The 13044-nt window shown below is 54.7% G+C and carries 13 protein-coding genes; all 13 read right to left on the bottom strand.

The window, feature by feature from the left end; all coding sequences use genetic code 11:
- Nucleotides 1–73: 73 nt before the first annotated feature.
- The gene (locus tag AAIG11_RS09330; protein WP_343185977.1) at nucleotides 74–1270 is read right to left on the bottom strand and encodes a glycosyltransferase family 2 protein; all 1197 of its coding nucleotides are present in this window, start codon (nucleotides 1268–1270) and stop codon (nucleotides 74–76) included.
- Between the two features lie 6 nt (nucleotides 1271–1276).
- Nucleotides 1277–1906 carry a uracil phosphoribosyltransferase gene (gene upp, locus AAIG11_RS09335; RefSeq protein WP_343185978.1) on the bottom strand — a complete coding sequence of 210 codons (630 nt, stop codon included), beginning with the start codon at nucleotides 1904–1906 and terminating at the stop codon, nucleotides 1277–1279.
- A gap of 84 nt (nucleotides 1907–1990) precedes the next feature.
- Nucleotides 1991–2443, bottom strand: a complete 453-nt coding sequence (rpiB, locus tag AAIG11_RS09340; RefSeq protein ID WP_343185979.1) for a ribose 5-phosphate isomerase B — start codon at nucleotides 2441–2443, stop codon at nucleotides 1991–1993.
- Entirely contained in the window at nucleotides 2440–2922 is a 483-nt protein-coding gene (locus tag AAIG11_RS09345; RefSeq protein ID WP_343185980.1) for a low molecular weight protein arginine phosphatase, read from the bottom strand. Before AAIG11_RS09345 ends, rpiB begins: the two co-directional genes overlap by 4 nt.
- Nucleotides 2923–3098: 176 nt before the next feature.
- Complete coding sequence (locus tag AAIG11_RS09350) at nucleotides 3099–4205, bottom strand: L-threonylcarbamoyladenylate synthase (protein WP_343185981.1); 1107 nt, start codon at nucleotides 4203–4205, stop codon at nucleotides 3099–3101.
- 72 nt (nucleotides 4206–4277) lie between these two features.
- The gene (prfA, locus tag AAIG11_RS09355; protein ID WP_343185982.1) at nucleotides 4278–5348 is read right to left on the bottom strand and encodes a peptide chain release factor 1; all 1071 of its coding nucleotides are present in this window, start codon (nucleotides 5346–5348) and stop codon (nucleotides 4278–4280) included.
- A 218-nt stretch (nucleotides 5349–5566) separates the two neighbouring features.
- Nucleotides 5567–6541: a peptide chain release factor N(5)-glutamine methyltransferase gene (gene prmC, locus AAIG11_RS09360; RefSeq protein WP_343185983.1), complete on the bottom strand. Its 975-nt coding sequence runs from the start codon at nucleotides 6539–6541 to the stop codon at nucleotides 5567–5569.
- Nucleotides 6538–7884 (bottom strand): dihydrolipoyl dehydrogenase family protein, encoded by a 1347-nt coding sequence (locus AAIG11_RS09365; RefSeq protein ID WP_343185984.1) that lies wholly within the window; start codon nucleotides 7882–7884, stop codon nucleotides 6538–6540. The genes prmC and AAIG11_RS09365 overlap by 4 nt, the downstream gene beginning before the upstream one ends.
- Nucleotides 7885–8472: 588 nt before the next feature.
- Entirely contained in the window at nucleotides 8473–8670 is a 198-nt protein-coding gene (rpmE, locus tag AAIG11_RS09370) for a 50S ribosomal protein L31 (protein ID WP_283409113.1), read from the bottom strand.
- 151 nt (nucleotides 8671–8821) lie between these two features.
- Nucleotides 8822–10306 (bottom strand): transcription termination factor Rho, encoded by a 1485-nt coding sequence (rho, locus tag AAIG11_RS09375; protein WP_343185985.1) that lies wholly within the window; start codon nucleotides 10304–10306, stop codon nucleotides 8822–8824.
- A gap of 11 nt (nucleotides 10307–10317) precedes the next feature.
- Nucleotides 10318–11286, bottom strand: coding sequence for a class II fructose-bisphosphatase (gene glpX / locus AAIG11_RS09380; RefSeq protein ID WP_343185986.1), 969 nt, complete (start codon nucleotides 11284–11286; stop codon nucleotides 10318–10320).
- Nucleotides 11287–11345: 59 nt separating this feature from the next.
- The gene (gene fsa, locus AAIG11_RS09385) at nucleotides 11346–11990 is read right to left on the bottom strand and encodes a fructose-6-phosphate aldolase (protein WP_343185987.1); all 645 of its coding nucleotides are present in this window, start codon (nucleotides 11988–11990) and stop codon (nucleotides 11346–11348) included.
- 54 nt (nucleotides 11991–12044) lie between these two features.
- Nucleotides 12045–12860, bottom strand: a complete 816-nt coding sequence (kce, locus tag AAIG11_RS09390) for a 3-keto-5-aminohexanoate cleavage enzyme (RefSeq protein ID WP_343185988.1) — start codon at nucleotides 12858–12860, stop codon at nucleotides 12045–12047.
- Between the last annotated feature and the right edge of the window lie 184 nt (nucleotides 12861–13044).

Consider the following 13044-nt stretch of genomic DNA (forward strand, 5'->3'; position numbering starts at 1 on the left):
CTCCGGCTGCTATTACTGTTAAATTACCCCATTTCAACCTTCAGAAACGGATTCCTGTAAAAAAACCGCCACGTTATTCATCGTGGCGGCAACAGAGCTCCCACAGGGGCAGATTCAATTCTTCAATGGCTCTGACCAGCAGCTTTTCCCGCTGGCTCAGATCAACCGGCCTGCAGACTTCCAACTCCTGCAGGGTTTTCTTCGCCATCACCAGCAGGGCTTCCCGCACGTTGTTCTCAAAACCGCTGGTTCTTCGATAGAAAATCGACCCCAGCTGCTTGAGAACCAGGCGGTAGAAAGTGTGATCCAGGGGTATTTCCAGCCGGTGGTTCTCCCCAATCAGCCGGTCAATAATGTAGTAGGTGTCCAGGCTTTTGGGGGTGCTGTTGGACTGATGGGTCAGTGAAGCTTCGTGGAGACGGTACACATAGAGGGGCTCAGGCAGGTACACGTAGTGCCGCGCCCGGCGCAACACCACCAAACGGTTGATGGTATCCTCATAGATGAGCCCCAGGGTAAATCCCAGATCATCCCACAGGTGTCGGGCATAGAGCTTTCCCCAAGGATACCCGGGAATGGTCAGCATGGTTTCCGGCGTCTGCTTCAAATCCACCTGCTTGCGGTGGTGGTGCAGGGGCCGGCCCAGCCGGGTGCGCCCACTTTCCAGCAGCAGGTAGTTCCCCTCCACCAGGTCAGCCCTGGTGCGTTCCGCTTCTGTCAGCATTTGCTCCAACGCTCCCGGTGTCAGGGCATCATCTGCATCCACAAAAAGAAAATAACGTCCTGTGGCAACAGACATGGCCCGGTTTCGGGCTCTTGAAATGCCCCCATTGGGCTGGGTGATGATCACCAGCCGGTCGTCCGGTTCCCGGGCGGCCAGCATTTCGCCGGTGGCATCGGTGGAACCGTCATTCACCACAATGACTTCATACCCATAGGTCGTCTGTTGGCTTAACAGTGACTGGAGGCATTCTTCCAGATAGTCGGCAGCGTTATAGGCAGGTACAATAATGGAAACCCAAATGGATGGATCTGCTGCCACCCGGTCTGTCAGCGCCGGTTTCAAATCCTCGGGGTCATAAGGGCGCAGGGACTGGAGCAGTTCCATGCTTTCGGCTTCAGTGAGCGTCACTTGGGTGTGGCGATCAACGCGCTGCAAGCGAAACTGAAACAGCAATTGCTGCAATGCGTCCAGCAGCTTCCCCCCTGCCAGGGACAGGGAGTAGCTGCCGGTGATGCCGTAGAGTTTATTGAAAATCCGCTCAAACATCAGTCATTACTTGGTTCCGAAAAGCCGATCGCCTGCGTCACCCAGACCCGGGACGATGTAGGCGTGATCATTCAGCTTTTCATCCATGGCGGCCACGTAAATGTCCACATCCGGGTGGGCTTTGTGAACGGCATCCACCCCTTCCGGCGCTGCAATCAGGGAGACCAGGCGAATGTTGACGCCCCCCCGGTCTTTGATAAACTGGATGGCGGCATTGGCAGACCCGCCGGTGGCCAGCATGGGATCAAGCACAAAAAGTTCTCTCTCCGGCACATCAGAAGGGAGCTTACAGTAATACTCCACAGGCTGAAGGGTTTCCGGGTCACGGTACAGGCCGATGTGACCCACCTTGGCAGCAGGAATCAGTTGTAGCACCCCGTCCACCATGCCCAATCCTGCCCTCAGAATGGGAATAATCCCCAGTTTTTTTCCTGCCAGGGTTTTGGAAGTCATTGTGCAGAGGGGTGTTTCGATCTCCGCATCCTCCAGGGGCAGTTCCCGGGTCATTTCGTAGGCCATCAGCATGGAAATCTCCTTCACCAGGTCACGAAAATCCTTTGATCCGGTATTGATGTCCCGCAGCATGGTCAGTTTGTGCTGAATCAGGGGATGGTCCATTACCACCACTTTGCTCATCCAGATTCCTCCTTTAAAATGGTTTCTTGCGCTTGTCAGACAGGTTGTGAAGCAAGTTTCAGAAGAACACGAAGCAGGCTTCATTTATTGGCGGCCGTAAGTTGCTTCCAGCTGGGTGATGAGATCCACCCGCCGCTGGTGCCGTCCGCCGTCAAAGCTGGTTTCCAGCCAGACTTTCACCAATTCCAGGGCCAGTTCAGGGCCAATGACCCGACCACCCAGGGCCAGTACATTGCTGTCGTTATGCTGCCGTGTGGAGCGGGCAGAATAACAGTCGGATACCAGGGCACATCGAATGCCAGGCACTTTATTGGCGGCAATGGAAATGCCAATGCCGGTGCCGCAGAGAAGAATGCCCCGCTGGTATTTTCCCGCCGCCACAGCCTCTGCCACCTTTTGGGCGTAAACCGGATAGTCACAGGATTCTTCCTCATGGGTGCCAAAATCGGTCACTTCATATTCCTGGTCAACCAGATGTTTATAAATCAATTCTTTCAGCGCATAGCCGCCATGATCACTGCCAATGGCAATTTTCATCTGCCTTCCACCACCCTTTCTTTCAGTTGAAGTGCCAGTTGATGAATCAGCGTTTCCAGATAATCTGCTGTCTGGCGGTAAACTTTTACCGAACCGCCAAAGGGGTCAGGCACTTCTCCCGCTTCCGGATCTCCGGTGACATATTCCGCCAGGGTAAACACCCTTCCGGCAGCCGCGGCATCCATCATCAGTACCGACTGGCGATGGGCTGCCGTCATGGTGAAGACCAGATCGGCAGATTCCAGCAGCCGGGGTGTCACCCGCCGGCTCCGGTGATTTTCCAGGGGAAGGTCCTTTTCCTGCATCACTTCCACTGCCTGAGGGGAAGCTGGCTGCCCCTCCGACGCAAAGATGCCCGCCGACAGCACGTTGATCTGGTCTTCACCAATGCCCAACCGGTTCAGCGTACCCTGCAGCAATGCAGCGGCCATGGGGCTGCGGCATGTGTTTCCTGTGCAGACAAAGAGAATGATTTTCAAGAATCTGCTCCTTTCCCGACACCGAACCGTCGATTCCTTTTTATTCTACCGTATTCCCTGTGGTTCAACCATCTTTCGATGATCTTTTGTGAAAACTTTCTTTGCATGTCATTTTATGGCAGTCTTTGATTTTTTGGTTCGACCGGTTTTATCAGACACGCTTCTGATGCTATGCTTCAAGCTTCTTCCCACTGGTTACCCGCAGCTTTCACCAACCGGTTCATCAAGGCAAACCCCAGCGCGTTGTCAGACAAAGCTTCCGTGATAATCAGACTCGCCGGCGTCTCATCGAATTCCCGCAGCCGCAGGAAGAGGTTCGCTGCCATTTCTTCCGGGTGATGAACGCTTCCCAGTGACTTGACCACCAGGGGTAGTTTGGCTGTTTCAGGCATTTCGGCCAGTATTGCGGCGGTTTCGTCGGTGCAGAGAATGCCCATGACAGCTTCGGCTTTCTGATGGCGAAGGGCCAGGGTGATGAGGACATGAGCCGCTTCTGTGGTTGTTTCTGCCGGTCGTGATGACCGGGCCAGTATCAGGGGAGCTTTGGGAGCATAATGGGTGTATTTCATTCCCGGTGAACGGGGCGCTGTCACGGATTCCCCGCCGCCAAAATCCTTTTTCACCAGAGCAGCATCCACTGCCACATGATCCACCACCATCAACAACATTTCCCGGGTAACGCCCCCGGGTCTGAGGATCACCGGAAAGCTGCCGGTGGCATCCACCACGGTGGATTCCAGCCCCACTTCACAGGGGCCTCCGTCAATAATGGCATCCACCCGCCCCTCCAGGTCTTTCACCACATGACTGCCACGGGTGGGGCTGGGACGCCCTGACTGATTGGCGCTGGGGGCCGCCACCGGAACCCCTGCCAGGGCGATGAGCCGCCGGGCCAGGGGATGGGCCGGCATGCGCAGGGCAACGGTATCCAGTCCCGCTGTCACCATGTCAGGGACCGCCGGTGATTTTTCCAAAATGATGGTGAGGGGCCCCGGCCAGAAATGGGCCATCAACTTCCGGGCCAGGGGAGTCACCGTTTTCACCAGGGGTTCTATGTCTTCTGGGGCCGCCACATGAACGATGAGGGGATTATCGGAAGGACGCCCCTTGGCTTCAAAAATGGCCGCCAGTGCCCGGGGATTGGTGGCATCCGCTCCCAGTCCGTAGACGGTCTCTGTGGGGAAGGCCACGGTCTTTCCTGCTGCCAGCATACGGGCAAAGGGCTGCAGGGCTTCATCGGTAAAGAGTTGGGGGTCGATGGTGGCGAAACGGGTTGTTTTCATGGCGTCTCCTTTACATTCAAACCTGCAAAAAGAGGCAGGGGAACCGTCCCCGTGCCTCTTGTGGTGTGCACCTTATGCCATGGCTTTCATTTTTTCTGCCTGATCGGTGGTGATCAGTGCCTGGATCATGGCGTCAAGATCTCCCTGCATGAAGGAGTCCAACTGATAGAGGGTCATGTTGATGCGATGGTCGGTGACCCGGCCCTGGGGATAGTTATAGGTGCGAATCCGTTCGCTTCTGTCGCCGGAACCAACCTGACTTTTCCGGTCGGCAGCGATGGCCTGTTGCTGTTCATGCACCATAATGTCATACAGCCGGGCCTGGAGAACTTTCATCGCTTTGTCCTTGTTTTTCAGCTGGGACTTTTCATCCTGGCAGGACACTGACATCCCTGTGGGCAAGTGAGTGATACGCACCGCCGAGTCGGTGGTGTTGACGCTCTGACCGCCGTGGCCGGAAGCCCGAAACACGTCGATACGAATCTCATTGGGGTTAATCTCAAACTCCACGTCATCCACTTCTGGCAGTACTGCCACCGTTGCGGCTGAAGTGTGAATTCGCCCGCCTGACTCCGTGGCAGGAATTCGCTGTACCCGGTGGGTTCCGCTTTCAAATTTCATGCGGGAGTAAACCCCCTTGCCGCGGATCATAAAGATGACTTCCTTGTAACCGCCGATGCCGCTTTCGCTGGCACTCATGAGCTCCACCTTCCACCCCTGGTCTTCGGCAAAACGGGTGTACATGCGAAAGAGATCGGCGGCAAAAAGACCGGCTTCATCGCCGCCGGTGCCGGCACGCACCTCCACAATGACATTCTTATCGTCGTTGGGGTCTTTGGGCAGCAGCAATATCTGAAGCTGGTCCTCCAGGGCGACGACTTTTTCTTCAAGCTCATCCAGTTCCATCCGGGCCATGTCCCGCAGTTCGTCTTCCATGGATTTATCGTACAGAATGGCTTTTGTTTCGTCTGCCGCCTTCCGGGTTTCCATATAAGCCCGGTAGCAGGTAACAATTTCTTCCAGCTCGGCATGCTCTTTCACCAGCTTCTGCCACAGGTTTTGCTGATTAATCACCTCTGGATCACTCAGCTGTGCTCCCAGGTCTTCGTATTTATCTTCTAAAAATGCCAGTTTTTCCAGCATGCGTCATCACCTATTCCTTATTTCATGTTTCACATTTCACATGCGCCGACAGACCTGATTCACAGGCATCTATTCCAACAATGTATTATATCAAAAGAAGGCTCATATGGGAACAGTCTACTCAAAGAAATTCCAAATCTGTGAGATCCTCTCTTCCTTTTCTCTCTCCTGCCTGAGTTCACTCAACCGATCTTTCCTGCCTGAGCTTTCTGATCTCTTCAGGTTGCTACACTGGGCCGGATGCCCATCACCACCCGGTCAATACCTGCCAGGTCCTGGAGACATTTCACTTCCAGAAACCCCTGTTCTTCCAGGAGCCTCACCACCGCATTTCCCTGATCATAGCCAATCTCAAGGGCCAGCAAACCGCCGGGGCACAACAGCCGGGGAGACGCTGCCGCCAGCCGGCGGTAATAATCCAAGCCGTCAGCCCCTCCCGCCAGGGCAGTCACCGGCTCGTAGGCGGCCACAGAAGGGCTGAGGGCTGCCATGTCTTTTTCATTGATGTAAGGCGGGTTGGACACGATGAAATCCAGGCAGCCACCGCCATGACCCCATTGCGGTAATGCCCGGTTCTCCAGGTAAAACACCACCGGCTCCAGCAGGTCACCGGCCAGAGGAATCACCCGATGGGTCAGCTGATGCCGCAGGATATTTTCAGCGGCCACTCCCAAAGCTTCCGACGAGAGGTCCACCGCCAGCATCATGATTTCCGGCACCAGCTTTGCCAGGCTCACGGCAATGCAACCGCTGCCGGTGCCAATGTCAGCCCCCTGCAGGCTGAAGGCTGGCAGCGTTTCATTTTTTGCTTGGAACTCTTCCCCAGCATTTTTATCAGAAACCTTCTTGTTCAACCAGTCCACCACTCGCTCCACCAGCAGCTCTGTTTCCGGCCGGGGGATCAGCACCGCCGGGTTCACGTGAAAATCAAACCCCATAAACTCCTGGCATTCGATGATATACGCCACCGGTTCCTGATGAAGACGCCTCTCCAGCAGTCGGTCTGCCTGCTGCACCTCCCCTTCTGCCAGGGGGCGCTCCGGGTACATGTGAAGGCGGATCCGTTCCACCTGGAGCACATGGGCCAGAAGCACCTCGGCATCCAGACGGGGGGTGGTGGCCCCCTCAAGGCTCAGTCGCTGCTCAGTGACTTTCAGCCATTCCCGACAAGTCATCGCTTCCATTCCTTTCATGATAGCTGCAGCAGGGCCATATGCAGTGCTTCTGAAAGAGTGGGATGCACCCACAACTGTTGCTTCAGATCATCCACCGTTTTCTTTTCGTCAATGAGCATTCCTGCCAGTCCCACCTGTTCGCTGATTTCGTAACCGGTCATCCAAATTCCCAGCAGGGTGCCATTTTCATGGACCAGCACTTTCACAAAGCCTTCCGGCTCTGCCTGTCCCATCCCCCGCCAGGTATCGGCCCAGCGTACCTGGGCTTTCCGATAGGGGATCCCGGCAGCCTTCAGTTCCAACTCCTGCCTGCCGGCGCCACCGTTTTGGGGCAGGGTGAACATGGCCCTGGGCAGCGGGGCATAGCGCCAGGTGATGGGGGTGCCCCGGTTGAAGTGGTCTGCCAGCAACACCCCCTGCTGAATCCCCGTATGTCCCATTTCCATGCGGCCGTTCAAATCACCAATGCAATAGATATGCTCCACCGTCGTCTGGCAGTCATCGTTCACAGGAATGCGGCCATCCACCAGGGAAAGACCCGTCTTTTCCAGTCCTGCCGGCAGCACCGGCCGCCGGGTCATGGCCACCAGCGCCAGCTCTGCTTCATAGAGACGCCCATCCACTGCCTGCACTTCAACGCCGTTATCCACTGGCTTCACCGTTGCCACCTGGGTGGCAGTGTTCAGCGCCACGCCGTTGGCTTCCAGTCTTCGAAAGAGGGGGGCTGTCAGATCCGGGTCTGTTCCCGCCAGCAAATCAGGCTGCATTTCCAGTACGGTAACCCGACTCCCCAGCTCCGAAAAAAGGGAAGCAAATTCAAGTCCTTCCACATCGCCGCCCAGAATCAGGAGAGACGCAGGGGGTTCCGCGATGGCCACCGCTTCCCGATGGCTGATGATGTACTTGCCATCCAGCCGGACACCCGCCGGCGGTTTGGCTTCTGTTCCAGTGGCCAGCACCAGCCGGCGAAAAGTGATGGTTTCATCTCCCAACTGCACCCGCTGCGGGCCCAGCAGTTCCGGGTCTCCGTAAAGCAGGGTCACACCGGCGGCTGTCAGCTGTTCTTCCATGGTTTCGCTGACATCGGCCATGGTTTTGCGGCTGTCGGAAAGAATGGTTTCAGCCACCCCCGATGCCAGAGGCTCTTCTCCCGCAATGCCGCCGCTCCAGAATCCCCGCCGGGTTTTATGGGCTCGAATCCGGTCCATGATATATTTCACAGGCAGGCACCCCCATCGAAGCCCGGTGCCTCCCAAGGCTTCTTTTTCAATGAGCACGGGTTTTAGTCCCTGCCTGGCACACTGCAGGGCGCAGTGATAGCCCGCCGGACCGCCTCCTATGATCACCAGTTCTGTGTTCATCCCCATCCCTCCATTTTATGTCTGTCCATTGACTGATTCCATTATATCACATCACTTTCCGAAAGCAGTCATCATCGGCTGCTTCGCCAAGAAAAGTGCTTCATCAAAAACAAAATGAAATTCCCTGTTTAAAGAAAATGACCTGTGGTATATAAAGAACACAATAGATTCCGGTAGTTCACTGTCAGTCTCGATGGACAGCGAAGAACTGATGGCTCTGATGATTCATCAGGAGTGGAAACCTTCTGGTTTCAACTGATTTTCGCGTGACTGAAGTGCCTCCGGCGAAAGCCGGACAAGGAACTCAGGTGAAGGTATTTCATCTGAGAACCCAGCAGTACCGTATCACCTGGAAAACCTGGTTTTCCAAATACCTTTGAAAGGCGTTGGTCTATGGACACAGAGCACACTCTCCCACCAAAGTATAAGAGAGGCTGGCACAGCTACTTCCGAATCTATTATGAATAAACGGGCGTCTCATCCACAGCGATGCAGGCGTCCGTTTTCTGTATGCGAAAAAGCGGCATAAAAAAAGAACCGCACTCCTCAGAAGGACTGTCGGTTCCCGGTTGACGCAATAAAATGAACTTACACGCCGTATTTCTTCTTGAATTTTTCCACGCGGCCGCCCTTTTCCATTACCTTTTGTTTACCGGAGTAAAAGGGATGGCACTCGGAACAAATTTCCACGCGGATTTCCTCTTTGGTGGAACGGGTCTTGAACTCATTGCCGCATGCACAATGCACTTCCACTTCATTATAGTTCGGATGGATTCCTTCTTTCATTTCCTTCACCTCTTTCCCGTTCATGCTTCGATGGTTGCCAGCGGATGAACCGCATAATGTCATGAGCGATGTTGTCGGCTGCTGTCAACCGACTGTCATGAAAAGAACGTCTCAATTATAGCACAGCCCTGCAACAGGTGCAAGCACATTCTTAGAGAAGCTTTTTGCCCGCCAGGTCGATGAATTCCTGGTTGCTCCTGGATTCTGACAGCATTTGAGTGATCGTCTCGGTCACTTCCTGGGTAGAGCTGTTCCCCAGGGCACGTCGGATACGCCAGATGGTTTCCAGTTCTGCCTGGGATAGCAGTAGTTCTTCCCGCCGGGTGCCGGAACGATTGATATCCACCGCCGGGAAAATCCGTTTCTCCGACAGTTTTCGATCCAGGTGCAGTTCCATGTTTCCTGTTCCCTTGAACTCCTCGTAAATCACGTCATCCATACGGCTGCCGGTGTCAACCAAAGCGGTGGCCATGATGGTCAGGCTGCCGGCTTCTTCCAGTTTACGGGCGGCCCCGAAAAACTTTTTGGGAGGGTGCAGGGCCGCTGGGTCAAGGCCGCCGGAAAGGGTGCGTCCCGAAGCGGGAACCACCAGGTTATAGGCCCGGGCCAGCCGGGTGAGGCTGTCCAGCAGCACCAGTACGTCTTTTCCGTGTTCCACCAGCCGCTGTGCCCGATTCAGTACCATTTCTGCCACTTTGATATGATGACTGGGCATTTCATCAAAGGTGGAATACACCACTTCTCCCTGAATGGAGCGCTGCATATCAGTCACTTCCTCAGGTCTCTCGTCAATGAGAAGTACGATGATTTCCACCTCAGGATGATTATGTGTCACGCTGTTGGCAATTTTTTGCAGCAAAATGGTTTTTCCGGCTTTTGGCGGCGAGACAATGAGTCCCCGCTGGCCTTTGCCGATGGGTGCCACAAGATCAATGAGTCGGGTGGAAAGTTCATGGTTTTTCAGTTCAAGGCTTAACCGCTGATTGGGGTAAATGGGGGTGAGGGTTTCAAAGGCGGGGCGTTTGCTGGCCAATTCCGGATCGAGATCGTTGATTTTGCGCACATATAGAAGGGCCTTGTATTTTTCGCCGGATTTGGGGGGCCGGGTTATGCCGGTGATCTTATCCCCCGTTTTCATGTTAAACCGGCGTATCTGGGAGGGAGACATGTAAATATCTGCATCCCCTGACAGGTAGTTACTGCTTCGGAGAAACCCGTAGCCGTCCACCATGATTTCCAAAATTCCCTCTGCCTGATTGGCTTCTTCACCCAGCGGGATTTCATCATGCAGGTGCTGGGGAAGATCCGGTGCCGAGGGGAGCACCCGGGGGCGGGGCGGAACCGGGGGGGCGTTCTCATTGGCAGCTTCTCTCAATGGCTGCGCCCCCGACGATTCTCCCGGATTTTCCTGTATGGGCGCTTCAAATGAAGCAGGTTCAGGTGAAGCTGTTTCTGGTGCAGTGGATTCAGCCGCAGCTGAGTCAGATGCTTGAAAGACTGCTGCCGAACCCTCACCCTGAACAATCACATCAATCAGTTCTTGTTTGCGATATTTGACAATACCCTTAATGCCCAGGGCCTTGGCAATTTCCCTGAGGTCAGTCAGCTTTTTAGCCTCCAGTGTCTGACGATCCAAGCCTGCACCTCCTAAAATGCGTATAATGGTTTCTTGTTGAAATTGTGAACAGCCTCCACATAGCGGATGGTACCCGTTTCTGACCGCATTACCACTGAGTGGGTACGGGCAATGCCATTGGCAGAAAAAGTAACGCCCCGAAGCAATGCGCCGTCGGAAATTCCCGTGGCGGCATAGGAAGCTTCCTTCCCCTTCACCAGGTCATCCAACGTGAGGGTTTTGCTGCAGTCAATGCCCATAAGGGCGCAGCGGGATTCTTCTTCATCTCCATAAGGGATGAGGCGCCCCTGGAAGTTGCCTCCCATGCATTTAATGCCCACTGCAGCGATGACACCCTCCGGGGCGCCGCCAATACCCAGCAGCATGTCGACACCCGTCTCTTCGAAGCAGGTGGCCAGGGCGGCATCCACATCGCCATTTTGAAAAAGCTTGATCCTTACTCCCACCCGGCGGCATTCGTCAATAATGCCTGCATGACGTTCCCGATTGAGAATGGCGACAGTGATATCACTGATGCTTTTTCCAAGTGCTCCTGCGGCAGCCCGCAGGTTATCAGCCACCGATGCATCCAGATTCACATACGGGGCGGCCTTGGGGCCGACAGCCAGTTTATCCATGTACATATCCGGTGCATTCAACAGGCACCCCCGGGGTGCCATGGCCACTACGGCAATGGCATTGGGCATACCGTCGGCCACCGAAATGGTACCCTCCACCGGGTCAACAGCAATGTCCACCTTGGGGGCACCCGGGCCGCCACGCCCCACCTGTTCCCCTATATAGAGCATGGGAGCTTCATCCATTTCCCCTTCGCCAATCACCACCGTGCCGTCGATGTCGAGGGTGTCAAACATACGGCGCATGCCATCCACACCAGCCTGATCAGCGGCGTTTTTATCTCCCAGACCCATGTAGCGGGCCGCCCGAAGGGCTGCCGTTTCCGTTACTCGCACCAGATCCAGTGCCAGGTTTCGATCCATTGCTGCACCGTCCTTTCCTCACTCAGTGATTGCTCAGGGATGATGATTCTTTGAAGCAGCTATTTCACCGCAGATTCCCAGTCTTTTAAAAACCGTTCAATGCCTGCATCTGTCAGGGGATGCTTCACCATCTGCTGAAAAACACTGTAGGGGATGGTGGCAATGTGAGCACCCGCGGCAGCAGCTTCGGTGACATGCGTCACCCGGCGAATGCTGGCGGCAATAATCTCTGTTTCAATGAGATGGGCATCAAAGATGGTGACTATTTCCCTGATCAGGTCCATCCCGTCGTGGCCAATGTCGTCCAGTCGTCCCAGAAAGGGGCTCACGTAAGCAGCGCCGGCCTTGGCGGCCAGCAGTGCCTGGGCTGCCGAGAACACCAGGGTAACATTGGTTTTAACACCCTTCTCACGAAACAGGCTGGTGGCCTTAAGCCCTTCCGCTGTCATGGGTACCTTGATCACAATGTTGGGATGAATAGCCGTCAGTGGGACAGCCTCTGCCACCATTTCTTCAGCCGTCAGGCTGACCACTTCTGCACTGATGGGGCCGTCCACCAGACCGGCTATTTCCTTCACCGTGGCTTTAAAGTCACGCTTTTCCTTTGCAATGAGCGAAGGATTGGTGGTGACCCCTGCCAATACTCCCCATCTGTTGATTTCCCGAATTTCATCCAGATTGGCCGTATCAATAAAAAGTTTCATGAGATGTCTCCTTCCAAATCTCAAGCAATTACGGAATCCCAAACAAAGTGCCTTTTATTTTTTAATACCCAAAAGATGACGGGCTTCATCAGGAGTGGCCACTTCCCGGCCAAGTTCCTTCGCCAGTCGTACCATTCGCGCCACCAGCTGGGCATTAGAACTTGCCAGAACACCCTTGGAATAAAAAACGTTGTCTTCGAACCCAACCCGCACATGCCCCCCCATGAGTATGGCCATGGTGCCAAGGCTCAGTTCATGACGGCCAATGCCTGCCACCGTCCAGGTGGATCCGGCAGGAATGGCATTTTTCATCAGCAGCAGGTCTTCCGGCGTGGCAGGGCAGGCTCCCGGTACACCCAGCACAAAATCAAAGTGGAGCGGTGCCTCCACCAGGCCTTTTTTTGCCAGCTTCAGGGCGTTTTCAATCATGCCCCGCTCAAAAATTTCCAGTTCCGGTTTCACACCCAGCTCCTTCATGCGGGCAGCGAACTTTTCCATGTAGCTTTCTGTATTCATGAAGACGTCTCCCCCAAAATTGCAGGTGCCACAGCTGAGGGTGGACATTTCCGGTTTCAGTTCCACCGGCTGCAGCCGTTCTTCAGGACTGTGCCACACAGCACCACCTGTGGAAGGCTGAAAAATCACATTGCAGCAGGCTTCAATTTTTTCTTTGATTTCCCGATAAACGGCAATATCCTGGGTAGGTTCACCGGCGGCATCACGGGCATGGACATGAACAATGGATGCGCCAGCATCACAGCATTCCTTTGCCGCGGCAGCAATCTCATCCGGCGTCACCGGTAAGGTGGGCTGTTGTTCCCGGGTCACTTCGGCCCCGGTCAAAGCGGCTGTGATGATTAATTTTTGCATGAAATCGCTCCTCTCAAAGTAGGTTCAGCATTCGTCTGTCTTTTCGATCTGCAGCCACCACTAAGGGGGGCCTTTTCCATTCATTCTCGTATATCGTAACCATTATATCAGTCTTGCATTGTTTTTGAAAGCACAGCCCTTCTAAAACCCTGATCTTTCATCAGCAACATGTTAACCACCACCC

The organism is Anoxynatronum sibiricum (assembly GCF_039414295.1).
GTDB lineage: Bacteria > Bacillota > Clostridia > Peptostreptococcales > Tindalliaceae > Anoxynatronum > Anoxynatronum sibiricum.